The sequence below is a fragment of the Pseudomonas sp. R3-41 genome (assembly GCF_054161485.1).
In genome coordinates this window covers 3,901,233-3,926,505 of the sequence record NZ_CP096421.1, presented here as the reverse complement: position 1 = coordinate 3,926,505, position 25,273 = coordinate 3,901,233, and the positions used below count along the sequence as shown (strand labels likewise).

The following is a 25,273-nucleotide window of genomic DNA, read 5'->3' as shown; positions in this document are numbered from 1 at the left end:
TTCGTCAGCGGATGAAATGAATCTTGCCGCTGTCGTCGTTGCCCATGTAGATGCCATAGACCCCGGCCTGGCGTTCCTCGATATAACGTTCGAGGATCTGCCGGATGGCCGGGTAATAGATGCTGTCCCAGGGAATGTCTTCAGGGGCGAAGAACTGGCACGCGAGGGTTTCCGGGCCGAACTGGCCGGTGATCTCCAGCGCGATGGCGCGGAAGATGATGTACACCTCGCTGATCTTCGGCACGCTGAAGATCGAGTAGGGCGAGACGATTTCAGCGCGTACGCCGGTTTCTTCCCAGACTTCCCGCAGCGCGGCCTGTTCAGTGGTCTCGTTGCCTTCCATGAAGCCGGCCGGCAGCGTCCAGGTGCCCGGGCGCGGCGGGATGGCGCGCTGGCACAGCAGGTACTTGCCGTCCTGCTCGATGATGCAGCCGGCAATGATCTTCGGGTTGACGTAGTGGATGTAGCCGCAACCACCACACATCAGTCGCTCATGGGTATCGCCCGCTGGCAGGCGGTGATCGAGGTCACTGCCGCCGCACTTTGGACAAAAGCTCGGGCTGAACATGGCTAGCGACCTATGCGCGGTTCTTTGAGGGCGATGGGCGGGATGATTTCGGGGGTTTCACCGGTCTCTTCCTGTTGGCGCTTGAGGTAATCCAGGGCGACCTTGGCAGCGGCGCGCACGTGGTCGACGCAGGCCTGGTGGGCGGCCAGGGGGTCGCCGCTCTTGATCGCCTCGACCATCCGTTCCATTTCCTGGTTACTGCTGCCGCGACGGTTTTCCTGGGACACCGAGGTCGCCCGCAGATAGCTGATGCGCGCCTGCAACTGGCGCAACTGGGTGGCGGCGACATGGTTGCCGGAGCCTTCGAGCAGCACGTCGTAGAAGCCTTGCACCGAATCGATGACCTGTTGCAGCTCGCCTTCCTTGAGGGCCTTGCGGTTTTCCTCGAGGGCTTTCTCCAGGGCCTTGATGTCCTTGGCCTTGGCGCGCAGGGTGAACAGTTGGACGATCAGGCCTTCGAGCACGCAACGCAGTTCATAGATATCCACGGCATCGGCCAACGTGATGATGGCGACCCGTGGGCCCTTGGCATCGGCAAACTCCACCAGACCTTCGGATTCCAGGTGGCGCAAGGCTTCACGCACCGACGTGCGGCTCACGCCCAGGCGATCGCACAGATCCCGTTCGACCAGGCGGTCGCCCGGCAGGAGCTGGAAGTTCATGATGGCGCTTCGCAATTTATCCAGCACGATCTCGCGCAGGGTAACGGGGTTGCGATTGACCTTGAAGCTGTCGTCGAGTGGCAGGCGTTTCATGGGGTCCGCTCTGTAATATGGCTGTCCATGCCAAACGGGCAACATCCGTGCACGTTCAGATCAAACAGCCAAGGGTTGACTGGAGGCCTCGGCATCGGCTTCAGCGAAGGCTTCACGGGCAAGCCGGAAACTGTCCACGGCAGCGGGAACGCCGCAATAGATACCGACCTGAAGCAGAATTTCGCGTATTTGCTCACGACTCAAGCCGTTACGCAAGGCGCCACGCACATGCAGCTTGAGTTCGTGTGGGCGATTGAGGGCGGAGATCATCGCCAGGTTGATCATGCTGCGCTCCTTGAGCGATAAACCCTCGCGACCCCAGACATGACCCCAGCAATACTCGGTGACCATTTCCTGCAGCGGCCGGGTGAAATCATCGGCGTTCTCGATGGAACGGTTGACGTAGTCCTGGCCCAGCACCTGGGTGCGGATCTTCAGGCCTTGTTCGTATTTGTCATTGCTCATGCGGGCTCCCTGAAAAAAGTGCTGAACCTGTGGGAGCGAGCCTGCTCGCGATAGCGGTGTGTCAGGCAGATCAATTTCGACTGTCGCACCGCTATCGCGAGCAGGCTCGCTCCCACAAGGGGGATGTGTATGGTCATCAGGCCAGCGCGGGCAGTGGCCCCAGCTTGCCCTTGTGGTAGATCATCGGCGTCACCGGCTGCGCGGGCAGGATCAGGTTCTTCACCGCGCCGACGATGATCGCGTGGTCGCCGCCATCGTATTCGCGCCACAGCTCGCATTCGATGATGGCCGTGGCTTTGCCCAGCAACGGATTGCCCAGCTCGCTCAGGTGCCAATCGATGCCCTTGGCCTTGTCCTTGCCTTTACCGGCAAAGGCGTAGGCTTCGGCGGTCTGGTCGGCGGACAGCAGGTGGATCGCGAACTGCTTGCTGTCGCGCAGCACCGGGTAGGTGTCAGACGCATAGTTGGGGCAGAACAACACCAGCGCTGGGTCGATCGACAGCGCGCTGAACGCGCTGGCGGTGATGCCGACGATATTGCCCTCAGGGTCCAGGGTGGTGACCACCGTGACGCCGGACGGGAAGGAGCTCATGACTTCTTTGTAAATGCCGGGTTCGATCATTTCTCAGGACTCCTAGCGCATCACGAACGGATCAGGCATGGGCGCCTGGGACAGGTTGATCCACACCGTTTTCAGTTCGGTATAGGCCAGCACCGAATCGATGCCGCTCTCGCGTCCATAGCCGCTGTTCTTGAAACCACCGATGGGCGCCATGGCCGACACCGCACGGTAAGTGTTGACCCAGATGATCCCGGAACGCACATCCCGGGCCAGGCGATGGGCGCGGCCCAGGTCGCGGGTCCAGATGCCGGCCGCGAGGCCGAACTGCGAGTCATTGGCAATCGCCAGGGCCTCGGCTTCGTCCTTGAAACGAATCACCGAGGCCACCGGGCCGAAGACTTCTTCCTGCATGATCTTCATCGAGTTGCGGTCGCATTCGAACAGCGTCGGCTCATAGAACCAACCGTCGCCCAGGTTCGGCGGACGCTTGCCGCCCAAGCGCAGGCGCGCACCTTCGGCAATCGCGTCGGCCACCAGGCCCTCGACTACGGCCAGTTGCTGCGCGGTGGCCATGGGGCCCATTTCACTGGCGTCTTCCTGAGGATTACCGATGCGGATGCGCTGGGCGCGCTCGACCAGCCGCGAGACGAACTCATCGTAGATCTCGTCCTGCACCAGCAACCGTGAGCCAGAGACGCAGCTCTGACCGGATGCCGCATAAATCCCGGCGATTGCCCCGTTGATTGCACTGTCCAGGTCGGCGTCGGCGAAAATGATATTCGGTGATTTGCCGCCCAGCTCCAGGGAAAGCTTGGCGAAGTTCTCGGCGCTGCTGCGCACCACATGGCGGGCCGTGGCCGCGCCGCCGGTGAAGGCGATCTTGCGCACCAGCGGATGGCGGGTGAGGGCGGCGCCGGTGCTCGGGCCGTAGCCGGTGATGACGTTGACTACGCCCGGCGGGATCCCGGCTTCCAGGGCCAGGCGAGCCAGCTCAAGAATGGTTGCCGAGGCGTGCTCGGACGGTTTGATCACAATGGTATTGCCTGCCGCGAGGGCCGGCGCCAGTTTGATTGCGGTGAGGTACAGCGGGCTGTTCCAGGGAATGATCGCCGCCACCACGCCCATGGCTTCGTGCACCGTATAGGCAAACATGTCCGGCTTATCGAGGGGCAGGGTGCCGCCTTCGAGCTTGTCGGCCAGGCCTGCGGTGTAGTGGAAGAACTCCGGCAGATAGCCGACCTGGCCGCGGGTTTCGCGAATCAGTTTGCCGTTGTCGCGGCTTTCCAACTGGGCCAATTGTTCTTTGTTTTCGGCGATCAGGTCACCGAGACGACGCAGCAATTTGCCACGGGCGGTGGCGGTCAGCCCGCGCCAGGCCGGGCTGTCGAAAGCGCTTTGTGCTGCCTGGACGGCTCGGTCCACATCGGCTTCGCCGGCGTCAGGCAACTCGGCCCAGGGTTGGGCCAGGGCCGGGTTCAGGCTTTCGAAGGTCTTGCCGGACAAGGCATCGACCCATTCACCGCCGATGCACATCGAAAAACGTGCGAGTGTCATGCAACGATCCCCTTTATTTGGTTTTGTCGGGCGCTTGCCGTGTCGAGGAATTCCAGCAACAACTGGTTGACCAGGCGCGGTGACTCTACCGGCATCATATGCCGCTGTTCGGCGAGCACCGCAACACTGGCGCCGGGAATGCGCTCGGCCAGCTGCCGGGCCATTTCCGGCGTCGAGCCGGGGTCCAGTTCACCGGTGGCGATCAGCGTTGGAACCTGGATATTGCCCAGATCATCGGCGCGGTACATGTCCTGGGTGGCGAACAGCTCATAGGTGGTCAGGTAACCCTGCGGGTCATTCCCTGCCAGGGTCTGGCGCAGCGCGGCGATCTGCGCCGGGTTGGCGGCCTGGTATTCACGGCTGAACCAGCGCGACAGCGCCGCCTCGGCATTGGCGTCCGGCCCATGCTCGGCGGCCTGGGCGGTGCGGGCGATGACGCCGGCGCGCTGTTCGGCGCTGCGGTTGAACACGCTGTTGAGTACCACCAGGCCTTGCAGGCGCTGCGGGTAATGCAAGGCAAACGCCCGGGCCACCAAGCCACCCATGGAAAAACCGATCACCGTCGCCTGGGGCAGTTGCAAGTGATCGAGCAGCTCCAGCAACTGGTCGGCGTAGCCCAGCAACGCGGTACCGCTGGGGGGGCGCGGGCTGGCGCCATGGCCGAGCATGTCGTAGGCAATCACTTGGTATTGCGTGGCCAGGCCAACGACTTGGCCGCCCCACATTTCTTTGTTCAGGCCCACGCCATGGATCAAGACCACGGGTTGGCCTTGGCCGGTGGCCAGGTAGCTGGTGCCGGCCGGGGTGAGTTCAGCGGTGAGCCGAATCATGGAGCGCTCCTGCATGGCTTTTTTATTGTGGTTGCCCAAGCTGGATCACTGCGCATTCTCGGCGGCCAGTTCTTCCAGGTCGATGTAACGGTTACCGATGCGCGGGTGCAGGCGGCCGCCATCGGCGCAGCCCAGCACCACGACGATTTCGTCGGCGCGCGGGGCGTCTTCAATTTGCATTTCCAGGGTGATGTAGTGCGAGCGCAGGCCTTCGTCGTCCTTGTGCATCATCGGGATCTGGATCGAGGTGCCAGGGCCGCCGCGCTTGTTGGTGAAGCTCAGGTAGCTCTTGGCCTTGACCGCTTCGCGGTAGTGGTTGCCGAAGCGCAGGGTGTGGATCACGGCGGAGGCGTGCTCGATTTCGCCGTCGGCACCGACCACCGCGGCCTTGCCATACGCTTCGATTTTCTCGGCGCCGCCGATGATGTCCACCAGGCGCTCGACCATCAGTGCACCGAGATCGGAGCAGTTGGCGCGGATCTCCGGTTTCAGGTCTTCGACGAAACCGCGGCCCAGCCAAGGATTCTTCATGACGACCGCCAGCCCGACCATGGTCACCGGTTTGTCGGTGGCTTTGCCGCCTTCGATGAATGTCTCTTCGACATAGCTGACGATCTTGCGAATTTCGAAACTCATGGGCTGCTCCGTCATTGGGTGATCAAGTGTGTGCGTATGATGGTATACCATAATACTGAGTGCGCAAATCCCTACAACAGGTTTGTGTTCGGGAGGCGACCGAAGGCAGCTCGCCCGCGACCCCGAAAGAATTGGTCTACGCTTTGTGCGCGGACACTCGAATGTTTTTGGATAGCCCTGCAACGTGTCCGGGGGAGGAAGGATGCCCTTCGAAATCGCCGATGTTTCAATTACCGTCTGGTCATTGTTGAGCCCAACCTACGTGACGCTCAAACCCCACGAAGCCCTCATCAAGCGTTTCCTGGGTAACGACCTGAAGGTTCGCTTTCTGACAACCCAGGCGGCCGTCCAGGCGCTGGCCCAGCCCGATCAAGCCTTTCCCCTCGAGTGGCGGGTGGGGGCTACTCCACCGGCCCAGGCCAATCAAAGCATCAACCAGTGTCTGGAGGCCCTGGCGCTTTATTTACGGGGTCAGGACAAACGCAAATACCACGACATGCTGGACGAGGCGAATACCAAGGGTGACTCGCTGTTCACCGATGCGCGGAACAACACACCGGCGCAATTCGTCGCCCAGAAGTGCACCTATTACTACCAGGGCGCGTACATGTCGGGTGATCAGTTCGCTGTCGGCGCGGCGTTGCGCCATGACCTCACCTCACAGCTGATCCTGTTCTACGCGGCCGCTGACGAGACGGCGGCCAAGCGGTTGGTCAAGTTCTATGGCACTTCCTGTGGGGTAAAGGCCGCTCGGTTGCTGCCGGTGTTGGTCACCGATGCCAAGGCTGCCTGCGAAATCTGTCGCCTGGTGGTCGACGCCAGGATCAATAAAAGTGCACTGCCGCCCTTCACCGATGCGGCACTGGCATTCCTGGCCGGCGTCGCCAAGGGTGCAAAACTGTGCCCGGTGGGTGGCGCCACCACCGATGTGGCTGCGTCAGTGCTCAATGGCGACGGCAAGGGCAGCATCGCCCAGTGGGACAATGTCGATCCCAATGCCAATCGCTACTGGGCGTATCGCCTCGACAAGTTCCTGGGGCTCAAAGGGGTGGTCAAGGGCCAGAGCTACGTCATTGTCTGGACCCGCTTCAGCGGCAAGGACGGGGGTGCCCATCCGGAGCTGGACGACAGTTGGACGGGGTTGGGGCAGGTGTGTCACCAGTTGTTGAAAAAAGGGCGGAACGTCATCGTGGTCGGACGCCCGAGGACCAACCGGGACCTCAACGCGAAGCTGACGACCCACCTGAATAAACTCGACCAGGATGCGGGGGCGGTGTCCCGGGACAATCTTCAGGTCTGGGGTGAGTATTGGAAGCTGGACAACGGCAACCCCAACCAGAAGATAATCGGGCCCAACCGTGCTGCCGAATATGCCATTTTCCTGCGCATGAAAAGTGCCGAATGGAACTGCAAATTGGTGCACCTGGGCATGCGCAGCGGTGCGATGGATGCCGCGGCCTTGCTGGGGATGCGCACTCGATTCATCGAAGACGCCGGCAACCAGCAGATCGCGCGAACGACCAAATGGACCGGGGCGACCAATACCAACCGTCTCTACCAGCGTATCCCGGTGGCCGAATTGCCTACCTGGAGCGCGCGAGGCCATGAGGAAAACCTGGCGGTCAAGCGAGGTTACCTGCCCACTGATCTGGCGATGATCGTCGCCAGCGTCGAGGCTGCGTTTACTTGAGGTGAACGGCCGTGCTGCTTCAAGGTGGGGCGAGGGGTATGAATCCGTGCATTTTCCTGCAACGTTGCAGTGCGCTCAGGTTTTCGTCGTCTGGAGATGAGCGCGGTTGGCCATGGATGAATGAGTAAAAACTTCCCCCCTTGTGGGGCACGGCTGTCCCATTCTACCCGCTCAAGAGCCGTTCAAGCCGCGTTCGAGAGAAAGGGTGCCAGCATTTATGGTCATTGATGTCGCCAGATCGAAAAATAATTTCGCCTTTTAGTGGTTTTGCAATACTTTTTCTATCTAGAGCCTGACGCCGTGACGCTTAGGCACACCCTTTGCTAAGCATTGAAAAGCCGGCCTCCCAGGCCAGGACACGCCATCCATGAAGAAACAGAGGGGAATCCCAGGACCGCACTCGATAAAGCAGGGCTCAAAGCAAGGCAAGGCCGAACCGTCGGAATGACGAAGTGATAAGAAATGCCGTGTAGAACGCGGCAGGGAGTTGGCTATGCCCCACGCTTTTTTTAATGAAATGTATGACGCCCAGGGTGACTGCCGCCCGCACTACCAAGCCTTCTCGCGCTGGCTGGCGGACACGCCGCTGGAGCTGTTGGAGCAACGCCGCCGCGAAGCCGACCTGCTGTTCCATCGCGCCGGTATCACTTTCACCCTCTATGGCGACGAGCAGGGCACTGAACGGTTGATTCCGTTCGACATCATCCCGCGCAGCATCAAGGCCAGTGAATGGCAAATGGTCGAGCGTGGCTGCATCCAGCGGGTCCAGGCCCTGAACATGTTCCTGGCCGACATCTACCATGGTCAACACATCCTCAAGGAAGGCATCATTCCGGCCGAGCAAGTGCTCGCCAACGAGGGTTACCAGATCGCGATGCAGGGCCTGGACCTGCATCGGGGCATCTATGCCCATATCGCCGGTGTCGACCTGGTTCGCGACGGTGACGGCAGCTACTACGTGCTGGAAGACAACCTGCGCACCCCCAGCGGCGTGAGCTACATGCTCGAAGACCGCAAGATGATGATGCGCCTGTTCCCCGAACTCTTCGCCGCCCAGCGCGTGGCGCCCATCGATCATTACCCGAACCTGCTGCTCGATACCCTCAAGACCTCAAGCCCACTGGAAAACCCTACCGCCGTGGTGTTGACCCCGGGACGCTTCAACAGCGCCTATTTCGAGCACGCGTTCCTGGCCCGTGAAATGGGCGTGGAGCTGGTGGAGGGGGCCGACCTGTTCGTGCGCGACGACCACGTGTACATGCGCACCACCGCTGGCCCCCGGCAGGTGGACGTGATTTACCGTCGCCTCGACGATGCCTACCTCGACCCACTGTCGTTCAACCCCGATTCGATGCTGGGCGTGCCCGGGCTGATCGCTGTTTACCGTGCGGGTAACGTGGTACTGGCGAATGCGGTCGGCACGGGCGTGGCCGATGACAAGTCGATCTACCCCTACGTCGACGAAATGATCCGTTTCTACCTCACCGAAGAGCCGATCCTGAAGAACGTGCCCACCTGGCAATGCCGCAAGCCTCAGGACCTGTCCCATGTGCTGGCCAACCTGCCGGATCTGGTGGTCAAGGAAACCCAGGGCTCCGGCGGCTACGGCATGCTGGTCGGGCCGGCCGCCACTGCCGCGGAAATCGAGGATTTCCGCGCGCGTCTCAAGGCCCGGCCCGAAGCCTACATCGCCCAGCCGACCTTGAGCCTGTCCACGTGTCCGACCTTTGTCGAGAGCGGCATTGCGCCGCGCCACATCGACTTGCGTCCGTTCGTGCTGTCGGGCAAGGAAACGCGCCTGGTGCCCGGCGGGCTGACCCGTGTGGCGCTGCGCGAGGGCTCGCTGGTGGTGAACTCGTCCCAGGGCGGCGGCACCAAAGACACTTGGGTAGTGGAGGACTAAGACATGCTTTCAAGAACTGCTTCGGACCTCTATTGGATGTCCCGCTACCTGGAGCGCGCCGAGAACCTGGCGCGCATGCTCGAAGTCAGCTATTCGCTGTCGCTGATGCCCCAGGCCGGGCGCAGCGATGGCCATGCCGAGCTGGCGATGTCACTGCTGGCGGCCGGTACACTGGATGATTACAACGCCCGTTATGACGCGCTCAACACCGAGCGCATGCTGCATTTCTTTGCCCTGGATGAAACCAACCCCGGCAGTATCTACAGCTGCCTGCGCGCCGCGCGGACCAATGCCCATGCGGTACGCGGGCGCATCACTGCCGATATGTGGGAGAACATCAACGCCACTTGGCTGGAAATGCGCAACATCGCCAGCAATGGCCTGGGGCGCTACGGCATCAGCCATTTCTGCGAGTGGGTCAAGGAGCGTTCGCACCTGTTCCGGGGCGCGACGTCGGGCACCATCATGCGCAACGATGCCTACTGCTTCATTCGCCTGGGGACCTTTATCGAACGGGCCGACAACACCCTGCGCCTGCTGGATGCTCGCTACGAGATGTTCGGCGAGGAGTCGGAGGAGGTCAGTGACAACTCGGCCCGTGGTTATTACCAGTGGAGTGCCTTGCTGAGGGCGCTGTCTTCGTTCGAGGCGTTCAACGAGATCTATCGCAACGCGCCCAATGCCGAGCAGGTGTCCGAGATGCTGCTGTTGCGGGCCGACGTCCCGCGTTCGCTGCATGCCTGTATCGAGGAACTGGACCATATCCTCGCCAGTTTGCCGGGCAACAACGGCCGGCCGGCACAACGCCTGGCCGCCGAGCTGAATGCGCGACTGCGTTATTCCGGAATCGACGAGATCCTTGCCTCGGGCCTGCATCAATGGCTGACGGATTTGATCGGGCAAATCCGCCACTTGGGCCAGACGGTCCATGAGTCTTACCTGGAGGTCGTATGAAACTGTCCATACGCCACGACACCACCTACAGCTACGCCGATGAAGTCTGCACCAGCATCCAGTTCCTGCGCCTGACGCCTCGGGACACCCAGCGCCAGCGCATCCTGGAGTGGCACTTGGAACTACCGCGACTGGTGCGCAGCCAGCTTGATCCTTACGGCAACATCCTTCACGTCATGACCATGGACGAGCCCCACGGTGCCTTGGTCTTGACGGCTTATGGCGAGGTGGAAATCCATCAGTCGATAGCGATGGAGCCGGACGGCCAGTCGCCGCTGCCGTTCTTGCGCACCAGCCGTCTCACCGAGGCGGATGAGACCCTCAGCGCCTTCGCTGTCGAGCAATGCGCAGGGCGACGGGATCGTTCGGCCTTGACCGATCTGATGAATGGCCTGGCCGCGCGGATGCCCTACAGCCCCGGCACGACGGCGGTCAACAGCACTGCCGCCGAGGCGTTTGCCGGTGGAACGGGGGTTTGCCAGGACCATACCCACGCCTTCCTGGCCTGCGCCCGCAGCCTGGGCGTTCCCGCGCGTTATGTATCCGGCTACTTGTGCACCGAGGATGAAAGCCACCTGGCGAGCCACGCCTGGGCGGAAGCCTGGCTCGACGACGGCTGGTACAGCTTCGACGTGACCAACCGCCTGACCCTTCCAGACCGCCACCTGAAACTGGCGGTCGGCCTGGACTACCTCGACGCCTGCCCGGTCCGAGGCATGCGCCGGGGTGGCGGGGCCGAACAGATGCAGGCGCGGGTGCAGGTGAGCTCGATGGTGCAGGTGCAACACCAATAAAGGCACGCCGAAGCTGAAGCCTCATCGCGAGCAAGCTCGCTCCCACACTGGAGTGGGTGGTGAACACAAACCTTGTGACCACCCGAGAACCCAGTGGGAGGGCCATAGGGTTTTGTCCTCAACCAAACCGCCTTTGTGGCGAGGGAGCTTGCTCCCGCTGGGCTGCGCAGCAGCCCCAAAACCAAGCACCGCGTGGCGCCAGGCAGATCGCATGCAGCTTATTGGGGCCGCTTCGCAGCCCAGCGGGAGCAAGCTCCCTCGCCACGGGGTTGAGTGCTCGGCATCAGGTCTGGAAACACCCAAGTCCCCTGTGGGAGCCGAGCTTGCTCGCGATGACGGTTGCCCAGCCGACATCACCGCCAACTGACCCACCGCCATCGCGAGCAAGCTCGCACACTGAAATTGGCGGTGGACAAAAACCTTGTGGCCACTCGAGAACCCAGTGGGAGGGCCATAGGGTTTTGTCCTCAACCAAACCGCCTTTGTGGCGAGGGAGCTTGCTCCCGCTGGGCTGCGCAGCAGCCCCAAAACCAAGCACCGCGTGGCGCCAGGCAGATCGCATGCAGCTTATTGGGGCCGCTTCGCAGCCCAGCGGGAGCAAGCTCCCTCGCCACGGGGTTGAGTGCTCGGCATCAGGTCTGGAAACACCCAAGTCCCCTGTGGGAGCCGAGCTTGCTCGCGATGACGGTTGCCCAGCCGACATCAGCGCCAACTGACCCACCGCCATCGCGAGCAAGCTCGCACACTGGAGTGGGTGGTGAACACAAACCTTGTGACCACCCGAGAACCCAGTGGGAGGGCCATAGGGTTTTGTCCTCAACCAAACCGCCTTTGTGGCGAGGGAGCTTGCTCCCGCTGGGCTGCGCAGCAGCCCCAAAACCAAGCACCGCGTGGCGCCAGGCAGATCGCATGCAGCTTATTGGGGCCGCTTCGCAGCCCAGCGGGAGCAAGCTCCCTCGCCACGGGGTTGAGTGCTCGGCATCAGGTCTGGAAACACCCAAGTCCCCTGTGGGAGCCGAGCTTGCTCGCGATGACGGTTGCCCAGCCGACATCAGCGCCAACTGACCCACCGCCATCGCGAGCAAGCTCGCACACTGGAGTGGGTGGTGAACACAAACCTTGTGACCACCCGAGAACCCAGTGGGAGGGCCATAGGGTTTTGTCCTCAACCAAACCGCCTTTGTGGCGAGGGAGCTTGCTCCCGCTGGGCTGCGCAGCAGCCCCAAAACCAAGCACCGCGTGGCGCCAGGCAGATCGCATGCAGCTTATTGGGGCCGCTTCGCAGCCCAGCGGGAGCAAGCTCCCTCGCCACGGGGTTGAGTGCTCGGCATCAGGTCTGGAAACACCCAAGTCCCCTGTGGGAGCCGAGCTTGCTCGCGATGACGGTTGCCCAGCCGACATCAGCGCCAACTGACCCACCGCCATCGCGAGCAAGCTCGCACACTGAAATTGGCGGTGGACAAAAACCTTGTGGCCACTCGAGAACCCAGTGGGAGGGCCATAGGTTTTGTCCTCAACCAAACCGCCTTTGTGGCGAGGGAGCTTGCTCCCGCTGGGCTGCGCAGCAGCCCCAAAACCAAGCACCGCGTGGCGCCAGGCAGATCGCATGCAGCTTATTGGGGCCGCTTCGCAGCCCAGCGGGAGCAAGCTCCCTCGCCACGGGGTTGAGTGCTCGGCATCAGGTCTGGAAACACCCAAGTCCCCTGTGGGAGCCGAGCTTGCTCGCGATGACGGTTGCCCAGCCGACATCAGCGCCAACTGACCCACCGCCATCGCGAGCAAGCTCGCTCCCACAAAAAGCTCACTCACTCAAAACCCTATCAAATGAAGCTTTCATGACAAAAGTTCGGTAGCACATCGCCATTCCCGTCATGCCTGTGTGACGTGTTCGAGGGGACCTTTCAGGTCGTTTGGAGCCGGGGCGCGAAGCCGGGAGTGAGGCGATGGGGACTATGGAACGTTATTCGAAAGTGGGCATGCAGGAGCTTGACCAGCGGCTGTCGAAGATCGTCGAGGCGGCGCGCAAGCAGCCGGTCTCGGTGTATCGCTACGGCGCGCCGTGGGTCTGGATCGTTTCCCAGGATGACTGGCAGGGCGCGCTCAAGGAAGTGTCCAGTTACATTCCGCAAGGCCATTCACTGGTCTTGCTGCGTCCGCAGATCGACGACCTGCTGGACGACCATCGCGATGTGCTGCAGGGCCTCAATGCCCGCGCCCAGATGCTGATCGCACCGCAAACCGCCATGCACATCCTCCTGCTGCAACTGCTCTATTCGGTGCCCAGCGAGCAGCAACTCTACGAACAACTCAATTACAACCTGCTGTTCCGCTGGTTTGTCGGCCTGGACCTGAACCAGAAGGTCTGGAGCTTCAACGTCCTGAGCAAGGACCTCGCTACGCTGCTGGGCGATGCGCAGGCGGTGCGGCTCATCCAGAAAATCATCGGTGAAGTGTTCTGTGGCGCCTTGCTGCAAATGCCGGAGTTCTCCTTGAACTTCGCGCTACTGCACACCTGGCTGGCCCGGCACGCCACGACATCGACCGCAAGCAATTGAGCCGTACTTTGAATTCAGGGGGTGGTGTGGAGCATTTCTTCAAATCGCGGCCAGCGCTGTGGGGCTGGCTGCTGTTGGCGGTCGGGGGGCCGTCGGCAATCGCCGCCGAAGGAGGGCAGGAGGCCGAAGCAGCGCCGGCGCGCCTGGTGGACGTGAACGAGTATTTCGTGCGCGGCAACACGGTGCTCGATGCCCGGGCCATCGAGGAAGCGGTGTACCCGTTCCTCGGTCCGCAAAAGGCCTTGAGCGACATCGAGGGCGCCCGGGAAGCGCTGCAGAAAGCCTATCAGGCACGTGGTTATCAATCGGTCTTCGTCGAGTTGCCGGAGCAGAAAGTCGACGACGGCATCGTCTACCTGCAAGTCAGCGAGACCAAGGTCGGCCGGGTCCGTGTGGTGGGAGCCAAGCACTATTCTCCCGTGGAAATCCGCGAGGACGTGCCGGCACTCAAGGAAGGCGAGGTGCCGGATTTTGCCCAGGTTCAGACCGAACTGGCGCAGTTGAACAAAACCCCGGGACGCCAGGTCATGCCGCTGGTGCGCGAAGGCCAGCGCCCCGGCACCATGGACGTGGATTTGCAGGTCGAAGACCAGAACCCCTGGCAAGCCAGCCTGGGCCTGAACAACGACTACAGCGCCGACACCGAAAAGCTGCGCACTGTCGCGAGCCTGGGCTACAACAACCTCTGGCAACTGGGCCACAGCGTTTCCCTGACGTTCTTCACCGCGCCCCAGGACACCGAAAACGCCAAGGTCTGGTCGGGTTCCTACACCGCGCCGCTGAGCGAACGCTGGAGTGTGCAATTCTCCGGTTACCAATCCGACAGCAACGTGGCCACCGTCGGCGGCAGCAACGTATTGGGCAAAGGCCATTCCTATGGGGTGTCGGCGATCTACAGCCTGCCATCCACGGGGGCATGGGCCAACAGCTTTTCAGTCGGGGTGGATTTCAAGGACTTCGAGGAGGAACTCAACCTCGGCGGCGCCAGCGACAAGGCGCCGCTCAAGTACGCGCCGTTCACCTTCGCCTACAACGGCTTTCGCTACACCGAGCACAGCCAGTTGGGCCTCGGCTTGAGCCTGGTGGCGGGTACCCGCAGCCTGCTGGGCTATGGCAGTTCCGACGAAGAGTTCGACTACAAGCGCTATCGCGCCAGCCCCAGCTTCGCCGTGCTCAAGGGCGACGGCAATTACACCTTTACCTTCGGCAACGACTGGCAGACCGCCTCCAAGGCCGCCTTCCAACTGGCCTCCGGGCCGTTGGTTTCCAACGAACAATTTTCCGCCGGTGGCGCCACCTCGGTGCGCGGCTACCTGGCCGCCGAGCGCACCGGCGATGACGGCTACCTGCTGTCCCAGGAGCTGCGCACGCCGTCCCTGGCCAAGTTCCTCGGCAGTTATGTCCAGGAGTGGCGCTTCTATGCCTTCGCCGAAGGCGCGCAGCTGTATCTACGCGACGAACTGCCCGACCAGGAAGCCGACTACAGCCTCGCCAGCGTCGGCCTCGGCACCCGCGCGAGCCTGAGCAAATGGCTGTCCGGCAGCCTCGACTGGGGCTATCCGCTGCTCGACGGGCCGAACACCTCGAAACAGGAATCGCGCCTGCACTTCAACCTGCAAGCGACGTTTTGAACCCAGGAGTCATGTCCATGCAACGCTTATTGTTATCCCTGTTGATCTGCCTGGGGCTGGTGCTTCCGGCGACCGCCAATGCCTGGTGGCAGGACGATTGGCACTATCGCAAACAGATTTCCGTGGACACCACGCCCCAGGGCGCCGCCATCGCCCAGGCCTTGGGCCGCACGGCGTTGCTGGTGCGCCTGCACACCGGCAACTTCACCTTCGACGGCGTCAAGGACGACGGTTCGGACCTGCGTTTCGTCAGCGCCGATGACAAGACCGTGCTCAATCACCAGATCGAAAGCTTCGACCCGCTGATGGGCATGGCACTGATCTGGGTCGACGTGCCGAATGTGGAGGGTGGCCAACGCCAGGACCTGTGGATGTACTACGGCAACCAGAAGGCGCCGGCCACGGGCAGCGGCCAGTTGACTTTCGACCCGGACTACACCGCGCTGTACCACTTCGACGGCGCCACTGGCGTACCGCCCCGGGATACCACGGCCTACGGCAACAACGCCCAGGGCGCGGCTGGCGTCAGCATCGACGGGGTGATCGGGCGTGCCTTGCAGTTCAACGGCCAGCCGTTGCTGTTGCCCGCCAGCCCATCGTTGCAACACAGCGCCGGTGCGGCATTCACCTTCAGCACCTGGCTGCGCCAGGACCAGGCCAGTGGCGAGCAAATCATCCTGGCCCGTCGTGAAGCCGCCACCAGTCTATTGGTGGGTGTCAACCAGGGTGTGCCGTTCGTAGCGGTCAACGACCAGCGCGCGGTCTCGACCCAACCACTGAACCCCGGCCAGTGGCAGCACCTGGCGTTGACCGCCTCGGGCGACCGCGTCGTGCTGTACGTCAATGGGCGCGAAACCGCGAGCCTCGCCGTGGCGATGCCGGCATTGAATTCGCCGATGGCCTTGGGCGCTGACGTTTCCGCCGGCACCTTCGCGCCTTTCAGCGGTGCCATGGACGAAGCGCGGCTGTCCAAGGTCGCCCGCCCGGCACCGCTGCTGTTGGCCGACGCCAATGCCCAGGGCGCCGAGTCGAAACTGGTGGCCTACGGCGTCGATGAGGAACAGTCCGGCTTCGGTTTCGGCAGCCTGGGTTTCCTGCTCAACGCCGTGCCGCTGGATGCGTGGGTGATCATCGGCGTGCTGGTGCTGATGATGTTCCAGTCGTGGATCATCATGATCCGCAAGAATCGCATGGTCAGCCGCCTCAGCGCCGCCAACGAAGCCTTCCGCGAGCAGTTCGCCCGGATCGGCACACGCCTGGAGATGTTTGCCGACGACCAGGACCTTGCCCAGCGCCTGCAACACTCTTCGCTGTGGCGCTTGTACCTGGTGGCGGTCAAGGAAATCCGCACCCGCCGCGAGCAGGGCGCTGACACCTCGTCAGTGTCGGCGGCCACCATCGAAGCGATCCGCTGCTCCATGGACGGCGTGCGCACCCGGGAGAACCAGGCGCTGAGTTCGAAACTCTCGACCCTGTCCAACGCCATCGCCGGCGGTCCGTACATTGGCCTGCTCGGCACTGTGCTGGGGATCATGGTGGTGTTCCTCGGCACGGCCATGGCCGGTGACGTGAACATCAACGCCATCGCCCCGGGCATGGCTGCGGCCTTGCTCGCCACCGCCATGGGCCTGTTCGTCGCGATCCCTGCTCTGTTTGGCTACAACCGCCTGATCACCCGCAACAAGGAAGTCAGCGCCGACATGCGGGTCTTCGTCGACGAGTTCATCACCCGCCTGGCGGAGATGCACGGCGAAGGCCAGTCGGGTGAAGCGGCGCATCGCCGCGGCCATCACGTCCAATCGTCCGTACCGGCCTGAGGAAATCGCCATGGCTAGCGTAAACGCTTCACACGATGACGACGATGATGCGGCCGTCGACAGCATCAACATCACACCGTTGGTGGATGTGCTCATGGTGGTGCTGGTGATGTTCATCCTTACGGCCACGGCCCAGGTGTCGGGTATCCAGATCAACCTGCCCAAGGCCAGCGCCTCGGTGTCGTTGTCCGAAGCCAAGACCAAGGCGATTTCGGTGAACGATGGCGGCCAGGTGTTCCTCGATGCCTATCCGGTGACCCTGGCCGAGCTGGAAGAGCGCCTGCGCATCGAAAAAGCCCAGAGCCCGGACTTCCCGGTGATCGTGCGCGGCGACGCGACGGTGCAGTACCAGAAAGTCATTGAAGTACTGGACCTGTTGCGGCGCCTGGAACTGTCCCAGGTCGGTCTCGTGACCGGCAAACCGAGCCAGGGCTGATCATGACCGCCAGACTTCCCATCGATCCGCCCCCGGTGAAGACCGCGCCGTTGCGCCTGCTCAAGTGGGCCGCCGGCCTGCTGTTGGGCGCCGTGGCGGCCTGGCTGCTGTGGCAGTGGGCCAACGACATGAGTGGCGTGCGGCGCGAAGCACCGAAGGTGCCGACCATCATCCCGCTGCCACCGCCGCCACCGCCGCCGCCGGAAAAACCCAAGGAACCGGAGCCCCAGGTCGAGGAGAAGGTGGTCGAGCCCGAACCGACCCCGGAACCCGAAGAGGTCAAGCCCGAAGAAGAAGCGCCGCCGTCGCCGGTCGATGACCTGGCGAACCCAATGCAGATGGACGGTGATGCCCAGTCCGGCAACGACGCTTTCAACATTGGCGCGGGTAAGGGAGGGGGCATGTCTGGTACCGGCGGTGGCGGCGGGCTGGGGAATGCCACTTACGGCCAGATGATGGCGGTTGCCTTTCAGCGCCTGCTGCGCGATGACCCAGAGCTTCGCAAGCTGGAGTTCACATTGCAGGCCGATGTCTGGGTCAGTGCCTCGGGTGAAATCACTCGAGTGGAACTGGCGAAGTCCAGCGGAAACCCACAGACCGACGAGAAAGTCATCGCTTCGCTGCGTGCTTCGCGGCACTTGAATGAACGGCCACCGGCCTCCCTGAAAATACCTGTACGCATGACATTTAAAGGAAAGCGTCCGGGCTAATCGAATATCCAGAAAAGTTCGCCAACAGGAGTTGTGTGCAGATGATTTCCAATGTGAATCGATTGTCGTGGGCGATCGGCCTGGTGGTCTTGAGCCTGGCCGGACACGCGGCCGCCGCCCCGCCGCCGTCGGAAAACGCCACGATCAATCTGATCCGCCTGCTGGTGCAGCAGGGCGTGCTGAAGCAGGACCAGGCCGATGGCTTGATCGCCCAGGCCGAACGGGAAGCCGTGCAGGCCCGCCAGGCGGCTACGGCAGTAGCCGCTGCGCCGGCCGGTGCGCCGGGGGACGTGCGGGTGCAATACGTGCCGAACATCGTCCGCGAGCAGATCCGCGATCAGGTCAAGGCTGAAGTCATGGCCACCGCCAAGCAGGAAAACTGGGCTCAGCCCAACACCTTCCCGGATTGGGTCTCGCGCATCAGTTTCGATGGCGACATTCGCCTGCGGGATGAGTCGCGCTATTACTCGGGCACCAACAGCAACGAGATCGTCGACTTCGCCCGACTCAATGATAGAGGGCCTTACGACGTCAATCCCAACAGCAGCTCCAGCCTGCCGCCGTTGCTCAACACCCGCGAAGACCGGGAAAACCTGTTCCGCCTGCGCGCCCGCCTGGGCATGAAGGCCGTGATTGCCCCGCAATGGACGGCGGGCATCCGCATCGGCACCGGCTCGGACAACAACCCGGTGTCCACCACCCAGACCCTGGGCGGCGGCTTTGGCAAAAAAGACATCTGGCTCGACCAGGGCTACCTGAACTGGAAACCGTCGGACGAACTGACCCTGACCGGCGGGCGTTTCGCCAACCCGTTTTTCTCCACCGACCTGCTGTATTCCGGTGACCTGAACTTCGATGGCGTGGCGGCGAATTTCAACCACAAGCTCAATCAGGATTGGGGTGTGTTCGGTACTGTCGGCGCGTTCCCGGTGGAGTACACCAACGACACCAGCACCAGCAATGGCAGCGACAAGGAAGAGAGCGACAACAAGTGGCTGTACGGTGCGCAACTGGGGGCCAACTGGGCCATCAACGACAGCAACCGGATCAAGGGGGCCATGGCCTATTACCGCTTCGACGACATCGAAGGCCAGCGTTCCTCGCCGTGCGAGCCCTGGGCCGGTGATCCAGGCTGCGACAGCGACGGTTCGCGGGTGGCGTTCATGCAGAAGGGCAACACCGTGTTCCTGCTACGCGACATCACGCCCAATCCGCTCAACCCGTCTGCCACGCCGCAGCCGCAATACGTCGGCCTTGCCTCGGAGTTCAACCTGCTGGACCTGAACGTCGCCTGGGACACCGATTTGCCTGAAGACCTCAAGCTGCGCAGCCAGGCCCACTACGTCCACAACCTCGGCTACGACGAAGGCGAGATGCGCAAGCGCTCCGAAGGGCAGTTCGCCAACAACCTGGACGAAAACGGCGAGGTGGAAAGCGGCGCCAACGCCTGGATGCTCCAGTTCACCCTTGGCAACTCCCTGGAACTCAAGCGCGAGGGCGACTGGAACCTGTTCGCCGGCTACAAGTACATCCAGCCGGACGCCTTGCCGGACGGCTTCAACGATTCGTCATTCCATCTGGGGGGCACCAATGCCAAGGGGTATTTCCTGGGCGGCAACTATGGCCTGGCAAGCAACGTCTTTGCCACCGGCCGCTGGTTGAGTTCCGAAGCGGTGTACGGCGCGCCGTACGACATCGATGTCTTGCAGCTTGAAATCAACACGCGCTTCTAAGCGCTGGGAGGCCTCATGAAAAGGCGAGCCAATTATCAATGCCCGGCCGCGTTGCTGATGCTGGGCCTATTGCTCAGCGGCATGGCTCACGGCGAAGGCCTGGAAGAGCGCTTGCGGGCACAATTGCGCAGCACTACCGCGCAGTTGCAAGCCCTGCAGAGCGAGCAGGCCCAGGCCAGCGCTGCCCGCCAGGCTGCAGAGAGTCAGGCCAAGGACGCCCAGGCGCAGATCAAGCAATTGACCGCGCAACTGAGCAAGGCCCAGGCCCTCACCGAGCAACTGGCCGGGCACCAGCAAAGCCTGCAAAGCCAGGCCCAGGCCCAGGTGGCGGCCAGCAACGAGCAAGTCGGCAAGTTCAAGAAAGCCTATGAAGAACTGCTGGCCCTGGCCCGTGGCAAAGAGGCCGAGCGCGCCCGCCTGGAGGGGCAATTGATCGCGCGTGACACACAAGTGCAGCAATGTTCGGTCAAGAATCAGCAGATGTACGAAGTCGCCAAGACGCTGCTGCATGCCTACGAAACCATCGATGTGACCGACATCGTGAAGATCCGCCAGCCGTTCGCGGCCAAGGCCCGGGTGCGTTTCGAAGAGCTGGCCCAAGGGTTTGGCGATGATCTCTACAAGAACCGTTTCGATGCGCCCCAGGCCTCGATCACTCACTGAACAGCACAAGGAAGAACCGAACATGACCGCAATGATTGAGTACGTCGGCGCAAAATCCCTCACCGAGTTGTTGCAGGCCGCCGGTTATCGGGTCAACGAAACCGAGCAGAACGGCATTGTGCAGCTGCTCAGCGCCAGCCAGGGCATCGGCTTTGCCGTGCGATTCGGCAATCCGGCAGCGACGGCGGGCGAATACCTGGACTTCACCTTCAGCTGTGCCTTGCGGGTGCAGGGCGAATTGCCGGCCGGTTTGGCTGAACGGTGGAACGCGTCGCGGCGCTTTGCTCGGTTGTCGCTGCAGGGCGAATTCCTGGTGATGGAAATGGACGTGGTCGTCGCGGCGGGCGTGAGTGCCGATCATCTGCGCAGCCACTTGGAACTGTGGGACCGCCTGTTGCAGGAGTTCATTGTCTTCCTGCGTGAATACAGCCAGAACGCGGCGGGGGTGCAAACCGCGGCCGAGCCCGTCGAGGCGCCGTTGGAGGAGGCCGTCGCATCGTGAAAAAGCCGACTGTCGTCATCAGCGCCGCGGCGCTGGGCCTGATCGCCGTGGCGCTGGTGCTGGGCCTGCGGCCGGGAAGCGATCCGGTCGCCGCGGTGCAGACCGCCAGTGTTGCTTCGGCCGACACGCCGAGTCTGGCCCGCTTGGGCAACCAGCAGGTCAGCCCCGACGAACTCAAGGCTTTGCTGGCTGCGCTGGCCCCCGAGGTTCGCCAGCAAATGCGTGGCAATCGGGCTGCGCTGGAAGGCTGGATCCGTGCGCGCCTGGCGGAAAAAGCCGTGTTGGAACAGGCCGATGCCCAGGGCTGGCGCCAGCGCCCCGAGGTGGAGCGCCAGACCCGAGCGGCGGCTGAGCAGATCGTGTTTCGGGATTACTTGCAGTCGGTTAGCCAGGTGCCGGCCGGTTACCCCAGTGAAGACGAGTTGAAGCAGGCCTACGATGCAGGGAAAGCCAACTGGACGGCGCCGGCGCTGTACCGCGTCAGCCAGATTTTCCTGGCGGCCACCGAACCGCAGACCGTGGAGGCGGTGCGTCGGCAAGCGCTGGAGCTGAGCAAGAAGGCCCAGGCGTCGCCAGCCGAGTTCGGCGCCCTGGCCAGTCGTTTTTCCCAAGACCGCACCAGTGCCGAACGGGGCGGGGACAGTGGTTATCAGCCGTTGCAGCAACTGGTTCCCCCTGTGCGTGAAGCAGTGGCGCGCTTGAAAGTCGGCGCGGTGTCGGACCCGGTGCAGAGCCCGGCGGGCTTCCATGTCATCAAGCTCACCGAACAGCAACCGGCCCGGGAAGCGACCCTGGACGAAGTCCGCGAACGCCTGACCCAGGCCCTGCGCGCCGAACGCCAGGAGCAGATCGCCAAGGCATACCTGGATGGCATGCTCGACACGGCGACGTTGAGCATCGATGGCGCGCAGTTGAGCAAGGTGTTGGAAGAGGGGCTCTAGTGAGGTCCATACCTAACTCGTGGCGAGGGAGCTTGCTCCCGCTGGGCTGCGTAGCAGCCCCACCGAAATGACCGCGATCTTTCAACAAGAATCGGGGACAGGTTTTTGGGGCTGCTGCGCAACCCAGCGGGAGCAAGCTCCCTCGCCACAGGGGAGCTTGCCTGGCTGAAGACCCCGCGTAGCCTCATGTATTCGTACCACCGACAGGGAGTCACCCATGACCTTCATCGAGCCAGCAGGACGCCAGGCTGTCAGCGCATACCGCACACCGTTGCGTGCCCCCGACCCTTGGCTGGCCATGGCCGGCGCTATCGAGCCGCAGGTGGCGCAGTGTTTCCTGGTCAGTGCCCGCTGCGGCTGCTTCATGCAAGCGGCCCGCAGCCTCAACGTCAAGGCGACCTGGCTGCGCAAGCAATTGGCGCAGTTGGAGGGGCGGCTGCAACGATCATTGTTCAGCTTCCAGGGCAGCGCCTTGACCCTCAGTCGCGAAGGCCGGCAGTTGCAGGCCCGATTGATCAGCCTGGCCCATGAAAACTCGCCGCCCCCGAACGATCAGCCCTTGATTCGCCTGGCCGTGGCCGAGTCGATTTTGCATGACATCCTCGGGCGTGACCTGATTTCGTTGTTGCGGCGCAACGCCAGCGTGCGATTGCAGATCATCACCCTGGACAGTGAACTGGCGCTGCAAGCCGTCAGCGCCGACCTGGTGCTGTGGTTGAGTGATGCCCAGGCGTCGGCGCCGGGGCCGAGCTTCGCCACATTGCCTGCGGATCGACTGGCGCGGTTGGATTATCTGCCGCACATCGCCAAACGTTATTCACGACCGGCCACGCGCCCGGACTGCCTGGACGACCTGAATGACTACATGCTGGTGCAATGGCAGGCGGATCGGCACGTGGACGGTTTCGCACCGTGGAACGCCCTGATAGAGCAGCGCCGGGCCGGTGTGGTGCAGGTGCAATCTTACGAACTGATGCTGGAAATGATTCGCTGCAGCGCCTGCATCGGCCTTTTGCCACAGTACATGAGCCGCTTCGACCGAGGCCTGGTGGCGTTGCCGGACGTGTTCGGCCTGCCCATGCAGCGACATTTGTGGATGGCCGTCAATGCCCAGGCCGAAGGCTCGCCAGAGGTGCAGATGCTGCGTGAGCTGATCCAACACACACTGGATGAGCGCCGGGATTGGTTCCAGGCCTGACTGGCCCACGCTAACCCTGTGGGAGCGAGCCTGCTCGCGATGAGGTCAACATATCCAACAGCTCCGTAGCTGACCCACCGCTTTCGCGAGCAAGCCCGCTCCCGCTCTGGATTTTCGGCAGCCACAAATTCATGTGCACCCCTGTCCCTTGTGGGAGCGGGCTTGCTCGCGAAGAGGCCGGCACATTCAACACTTCATTGACTGATACTCCGCCTTCGCGAGCAAGCTCGCTCCCACAGGCTCCCCCTATAACCTGGCGCGGTTTATAGTGACCGGCCTTGTCGCGCCTCCAGGAAGGAGCCCCATGTCTGACTCTTCGATCACCCTCGAACGCTTCACTGAAGTTCATATCCCCGGCGTCACCGCGCTCTACAACGACCCGGCGGTGACGCGCCAGGTGCTGCAGATGCCTTTCCAGTCCGCCGAAGTCTGGCGCAAGCGCCTGGCGATGGATGACGAGCGCCTGTTGAAACTGGTGGCCCTGCACGAAGGTGAAGTCATCGGCAACCTGGGGCTGGAGCAGTTCACACGGGTGCGTCGGGCTCACTGCGGCAGCCTCGGCATGGGCGTGGCCGTCGCCTGGCAGGGCAAGGGCGTGGGTTCGATGTTGCTGGCCGCCGCGCTGGATGTCGCGGACAACTGGATGAACCTGCGGCGAGTCGAACTGACGGTGTACGCCGACAACGAAGCGGCCATCGGGCTGTATCGCAAGTTCGGCTTCGAAACCGAAGGCCTGTTGCGCGACTATGCCGTGCGTGACGGTCGCTGGGTGGACACGCTGGCCATGGCACGGTTGCGCTGAAAACCGCACCGGAACAGGCAAAAAACCGCCCATTGGCTATACCTGTAGTTCCGGCCCCGCCTCGTGTGGCTTACAGGAGTGACAGCATGAAGTTTTCGTCCATGATCGGCTGTGTTTGCATCGCCTCGCTCGCCTTGGCGGGTTGCTCGAGCAAAGTGACCCAGCCGGATGAATATTCCGGGTTCCTAGGCGATTACAGCCGGCTCAAGGAAGAGAAGTCGCCGTCGGGGGCCGTGGTCATGCGTTGGATCGATCCGAAGATTGATCCGGGCAAGTACACCCATCTCTACATCGAGCCGACGCAGCTGTACCCCAAGCCGCAGCCGACCGTGAAAATCCCCCAGGCCACGCTGTCGGGTATCACCGCGTACTACGATCAGGCCCTCAAGCGGGAAGCGGAAAAATCCTTGCCCCTGGCGACCGCTCCGGGGCCGGGTGTTCTCGTGGTGCGTGCGGCGATTACGGCTGTCAGCAGCAAGACCGAAGGCTTGAAACCTTATGAGGTGATCCCGATTGCGCTGGTGGCGGCGGCTGTCAGCACCGCCAGCGGTATTCGCGACCAGGAAACCACCTTGGGCACCGAAGCGGTTTTCCTCGACGGTGGGACTCACGCGGTGGTCGCCCAAGTCGTGCGCAAAGGCACCGGCAAGCCGCTGTCCAACGAGTCCCAGGTCATGAAGCCCGATGACGTCAAAGGGGTCATCGATGGCTGGGCGTCGGACCTGCATCAGTCATTCCTGAAACTCAAGGCCAAATAGTCACCGTCGTGGTGCAGGAGGTGAGGTCGACGTCGTGTCTTTTTATGTCCGGTCGTAGGTCACGCGAGCATTTCGTGGTTAACTCCGGCCTCACCATTTTCAAACCTGTCAGAAGGAATCCGTTCATGGCTCAAGTCACTCTCAAAGGCAACCCGGTCCAAGTCAACGGCCAGTTGCCACAAGCCGGTTCCAAGGCGCCAGCCTTTTCCCTGGTTGCCGGCAATCTGTCGGACGTTTCCCTGAAGGACTTCGCCGGCAAGCGCAAAGTGCTGAACATTTTCCCAAGCGTCGACACGCCGACCTGCGCCACCTCCGTGCGCAAGTTCAACGCCCAGGCCAACGAGCTGAACAACACCGTGGTGCTGTGCATCTCCGCCGACCTGCCATTTGCCCAGGCGCGTTTCTGCGGCGCTGAAGGCCTGGAAAACGTCCAGAACCTGTCGACCCTGCGCGGTGCCGAATTCATCCAGGACTACGGCGTGGCGATTGCCGACGGCCCACTGAAAGGCCTGACCGCCCGTGCCGTGGTGGTGTTGGACGAAAACGACACCGTGCTGCACAGCGAGCTGGTCAAGGAAATCGCGGAAGAGCCGAACTACGACGCGGCCCTGGCTGTCCTGAAATAAGTGGATTGAAATAAAGTATTTATTACAATTGTTAACGGCCTGGCCCTGCCCAGGCCGTTTTCTTTTGTGCTTCAAGGCGTTAGCCGACTATCCGAAAGGTAAGCCCAAGGTAAATTGCCGGTAAAGGCGCTTTGCTAAATAGCCGCCAGTGCTTATCGTTCAGCCTCCCGTAAAAGAAGCCCACGCGCCC

Annotated in this window: 24 protein-coding genes; 17 read left to right on the top strand and 7 right to left on the bottom strand. The window is 62.5% G+C overall.

Features of this window, described 5'->3' with window-relative positions:
• Positions 1-4 precede the first annotated feature (4 nt).
• The 7 genes from M1D99_RS17205 to M1D99_RS17175 form a co-directional block, all read right to left on the bottom strand.
• On the bottom strand, positions 5-568 hold the full coding sequence (locus M1D99_RS17205) for an NUDIX hydrolase (protein WP_053125541.1): 564 nt from the start codon (positions 566-568) through the stop codon (positions 5-7).
• A gap of 2 nt (positions 569-570) precedes the next feature.
• Positions 571-1,323 (bottom strand): GntR family transcriptional regulator, encoded by a 753-nt coding sequence (locus M1D99_RS17200; protein WP_458130491.1) that lies wholly within the window; start codon positions 1,321-1,323, stop codon positions 571-573.
• Positions 1,324-1,383: 60 nt separating this feature from the next.
• Positions 1,384-1,788 carry a carboxymuconolactone decarboxylase family protein gene (locus M1D99_RS17195; protein WP_434570618.1) on the bottom strand — a complete coding sequence of 135 codons (405 nt, stop codon included), beginning with the start codon at positions 1,786-1,788 and terminating at the stop codon, positions 1,384-1,386.
• A 136-nt stretch (positions 1,789-1,924) separates the two neighbouring features.
• On the bottom strand, positions 1,925-2,410 hold the full coding sequence (locus M1D99_RS17190) for a flavin reductase family protein (RefSeq protein WP_186710455.1): 486 nt from the start codon (positions 2,408-2,410) through the stop codon (positions 1,925-1,927).
• Between the two features lie 12 nt (positions 2,411-2,422).
• Positions 2,423-3,904 carry an aldehyde dehydrogenase gene (locus M1D99_RS17185; RefSeq protein ID WP_411384589.1) on the bottom strand — a complete coding sequence of 494 codons (1,482 nt, stop codon included), beginning with the start codon at positions 3,902-3,904 and terminating at the stop codon, positions 2,423-2,425.
• On the bottom strand, positions 3,901-4,734 hold the full coding sequence (locus M1D99_RS17180; protein ID WP_186710451.1) for an alpha/beta fold hydrolase: 834 nt from the start codon (positions 4,732-4,734) through the stop codon (positions 3,901-3,903). Before M1D99_RS17180 ends, M1D99_RS17185 begins: the two co-directional genes overlap by 4 nt.
• A 45-nt stretch (positions 4,735-4,779) precedes the next feature.
• Positions 4,780-5,370 carry an amino acid synthesis family protein gene (locus M1D99_RS17175; RefSeq protein ID WP_434570613.1) on the bottom strand — a complete coding sequence of 197 codons (591 nt, stop codon included), beginning with the start codon at positions 5,368-5,370 and terminating at the stop codon, positions 4,780-4,782.
• Between the two features lie 202 nt (positions 5,371-5,572).
• Between M1D99_RS17175 and M1D99_RS17170 the strand changes: the two genes are divergently transcribed.
• From M1D99_RS17170 to tpx, 17 genes are all read left to right on the top strand, one after another.
• Positions 5,573-7,060 (top strand): hypothetical protein, encoded by a 1,488-nt coding sequence (locus M1D99_RS17170; RefSeq protein ID WP_458130490.1) that lies wholly within the window; start codon positions 5,573-5,575, stop codon positions 7,058-7,060.
• Between the two features lie 493 nt (positions 7,061-7,553).
• Complete coding sequence (locus M1D99_RS17165) at positions 7,554-8,963, top strand: circularly permuted type 2 ATP-grasp protein (protein ID WP_186710447.1); 1,410 nt, start codon at positions 7,554-7,556, stop codon at positions 8,961-8,963.
• A 3-nt stretch (positions 8,964-8,966) separates the two neighbouring features.
• Entirely contained in the window at positions 8,967-9,917 is a 951-nt protein-coding gene (locus tag M1D99_RS17160; protein WP_003201699.1) for an alpha-E domain-containing protein, read from the top strand.
• On the top strand, positions 9,914-10,711 hold the full coding sequence (locus M1D99_RS17155; RefSeq protein WP_434570610.1) for a transglutaminase family protein: 798 nt from the start codon (positions 9,914-9,916) through the stop codon (positions 10,709-10,711). Before M1D99_RS17160 ends, M1D99_RS17155 begins: the two co-directional genes overlap by 4 nt.
• 1,952 nt (positions 10,712-12,663) lie before the next feature.
• Entirely contained in the window at positions 12,664-13,266 is a 603-nt protein-coding gene (locus M1D99_RS17150; protein ID WP_411384592.1) for a transposase, read from the top strand.
• A 68-nt stretch (positions 13,267-13,334) separates the two neighbouring features.
• Positions 13,335-14,897: a ShlB/FhaC/HecB family hemolysin secretion/activation protein gene (locus M1D99_RS17145; protein ID WP_434576521.1), complete on the top strand. Its 1,563-nt coding sequence runs from the start codon at positions 13,335-13,337 to the stop codon at positions 14,895-14,897.
• Positions 14,898-14,914: 17 nt separating this feature from the next.
• On the top strand, positions 14,915-16,714 hold the full coding sequence (locus M1D99_RS17140) for a DUF2341 domain-containing protein (protein ID WP_458130489.1): 1,800 nt from the start codon (positions 14,915-14,917) through the stop codon (positions 16,712-16,714).
• 10 nt (positions 16,715-16,724) lie between these two features.
• Positions 16,725-17,150: an ExbD/TolR family protein gene (locus M1D99_RS17135; protein ID WP_003201710.1), complete on the top strand. Its 426-nt coding sequence runs from the start codon at positions 16,725-16,727 to the stop codon at positions 17,148-17,150.
• Between the two features lie 2 nt (positions 17,151-17,152).
• Positions 17,153-17,860 carry a TonB family protein gene (locus M1D99_RS17130; protein WP_458130488.1) on the top strand — a complete coding sequence of 236 codons (708 nt, stop codon included), beginning with the start codon at positions 17,153-17,155 and terminating at the stop codon, positions 17,858-17,860.
• Between the two features lie 41 nt (positions 17,861-17,901).
• Positions 17,902-19,593, top strand: a complete 1,692-nt coding sequence (locus M1D99_RS17125) for a putative porin (RefSeq protein ID WP_458130487.1) — start codon at positions 17,902-17,904, stop codon at positions 19,591-19,593.
• A 15-nt stretch (positions 19,594-19,608) separates the two neighbouring features.
• Positions 19,609-20,256 carry a DNA repair protein gene (locus tag M1D99_RS17120; protein WP_458130486.1) on the top strand — a complete coding sequence of 216 codons (648 nt, stop codon included), beginning with the start codon at positions 19,609-19,611 and terminating at the stop codon, positions 20,254-20,256.
• Between the two features lie 22 nt (positions 20,257-20,278).
• The gene (locus M1D99_RS17115; protein ID WP_434570600.1) at positions 20,279-20,758 is read left to right on the top strand and encodes a YbjN domain-containing protein; all 480 of its coding nucleotides are present in this window, start codon (positions 20,279-20,281) and stop codon (positions 20,756-20,758) included.
• Positions 20,755-21,699, top strand: a complete 945-nt coding sequence (locus M1D99_RS17110) for a peptidylprolyl isomerase (protein ID WP_186729876.1) — start codon at positions 20,755-20,757, stop codon at positions 21,697-21,699. Before M1D99_RS17115 ends, M1D99_RS17110 begins: the two co-directional genes overlap by 4 nt.
• Before the next feature lie 217 nt (positions 21,700-21,916).
• Positions 21,917-22,897 (top strand): LysR family transcriptional regulator, encoded by a 981-nt coding sequence (locus M1D99_RS17105; protein ID WP_186705749.1) that lies wholly within the window; start codon positions 21,917-21,919, stop codon positions 22,895-22,897.
• 304 nt (positions 22,898-23,201) lie between these two features.
• Entirely contained in the window at positions 23,202-23,699 is a 498-nt protein-coding gene (locus tag M1D99_RS17100; RefSeq protein WP_434570597.1) for a GNAT family N-acetyltransferase, read from the top strand.
• Between the two features lie 86 nt (positions 23,700-23,785).
• Complete coding sequence (locus M1D99_RS17095; RefSeq protein WP_186705747.1) at positions 23,786-24,457, top strand: DUF3313 domain-containing protein; 672 nt, start codon at positions 23,786-23,788, stop codon at positions 24,455-24,457.
• Between the two features lie 125 nt (positions 24,458-24,582).
• Complete coding sequence (gene tpx / locus M1D99_RS17090; RefSeq protein WP_018602018.1) at positions 24,583-25,083, top strand: thiol peroxidase; 501 nt, start codon at positions 24,583-24,585, stop codon at positions 25,081-25,083.
• Positions 25,084-25,273 lie beyond the last annotated feature (190 nt).

Bases quoted from the DNA above. Each gene is read 5' to 3' on its own strand.
- M1D99_RS17150 (WP_411384592.1), top strand. From the start codon at position 12,664: ATGGAACGTTATTCGAAAGTGGGCATGCAGGAGCTTGACCAGCGGCTG.
- M1D99_RS17115 (WP_434570600.1), top strand. From the start codon at position 20,279: ATGACCGCAATGATTGAGTACGTCGGCGCAAAATCCCTCACCGAGTTG.
- M1D99_RS17180 (WP_186710451.1), bottom strand. From the start codon at position 4,734: ATGATTCGGCTCACCGCTGAACTCACCCCGGCCGGCACCAGCTACCTG.
- M1D99_RS17195 (WP_434570618.1), bottom strand. From the start codon at position 1,788: ATGAGCAATGACAAATACGAACAAGGCCTGAAGATCCGCACCCAGGTG.
- M1D99_RS17135 (WP_003201710.1), top strand. From the start codon at position 16,725: ATGGCTAGCGTAAACGCTTCACACGATGACGACGATGATGCGGCCGTC.
- M1D99_RS17140 (WP_458130489.1), top strand. From the start codon at position 14,915: ATGCAACGCTTATTGTTATCCCTGTTGATCTGCCTGGGGCTGGTGCTT.
- M1D99_RS17175 (WP_434570613.1), bottom strand. From the start codon at position 5,370: ATGAGTTTCGAAATTCGCAAGATCGTCAGCTATGTCGAAGAGACATTC.
- M1D99_RS17155 (WP_434570610.1), top strand. From the start codon at position 9,914: ATGAAACTGTCCATACGCCACGACACCACCTACAGCTACGCCGATGAA.
- M1D99_RS17120 (WP_458130486.1), top strand. From the start codon at position 19,609: ATGAAAAGGCGAGCCAATTATCAATGCCCGGCCGCGTTGCTGATGCTG.
- M1D99_RS17190 (WP_186710455.1), bottom strand. From the start codon at position 2,410: ATGATCGAACCCGGCATTTACAAAGAAGTCATGAGCTCCTTCCCGTCC.
- M1D99_RS17170 (WP_458130490.1), top strand. From the start codon at position 5,573: ATGCCCTTCGAAATCGCCGATGTTTCAATTACCGTCTGGTCATTGTTG.
- M1D99_RS17130 (WP_458130488.1), top strand. From the start codon at position 17,153: ATGACCGCCAGACTTCCCATCGATCCGCCCCCGGTGAAGACCGCGCCG.
- M1D99_RS17125 (WP_458130487.1), top strand. From the start codon at position 17,902: ATGATTTCCAATGTGAATCGATTGTCGTGGGCGATCGGCCTGGTGGTC.
- M1D99_RS17205 (WP_053125541.1), bottom strand. From the start codon at position 568: ATGTTCAGCCCGAGCTTTTGTCCAAAGTGCGGCGGCAGTGACCTCGAT.
- tpx (WP_018602018.1), top strand. From the start codon at position 24,583: ATGGCTCAAGTCACTCTCAAAGGCAACCCGGTCCAAGTCAACGGCCAG.
- M1D99_RS17100 (WP_434570597.1), top strand. From the start codon at position 23,202: ATGTCTGACTCTTCGATCACCCTCGAACGCTTCACTGAAGTTCATATC.
- M1D99_RS17165 (WP_186710447.1), top strand. From the start codon at position 7,554: ATGCCCCACGCTTTTTTTAATGAAATGTATGACGCCCAGGGTGACTGC.
- M1D99_RS17160 (WP_003201699.1), top strand. From the start codon at position 8,967: ATGCTTTCAAGAACTGCTTCGGACCTCTATTGGATGTCCCGCTACCTG.
- M1D99_RS17185 (WP_411384589.1), bottom strand. From the start codon at position 3,904: ATGACACTCGCACGTTTTTCGATGTGCATCGGCGGTGAATGGGTCGAT.
- M1D99_RS17105 (WP_186705749.1), top strand. From the start codon at position 21,917: ATGACCTTCATCGAGCCAGCAGGACGCCAGGCTGTCAGCGCATACCGC.
- M1D99_RS17095 (WP_186705747.1), top strand. From the start codon at position 23,786: ATGAAGTTTTCGTCCATGATCGGCTGTGTTTGCATCGCCTCGCTCGCC.
- M1D99_RS17200 (WP_458130491.1), bottom strand. From the start codon at position 1,323: ATGAAACGCCTGCCACTCGACGACAGCTTCAAGGTCAATCGCAACCCC.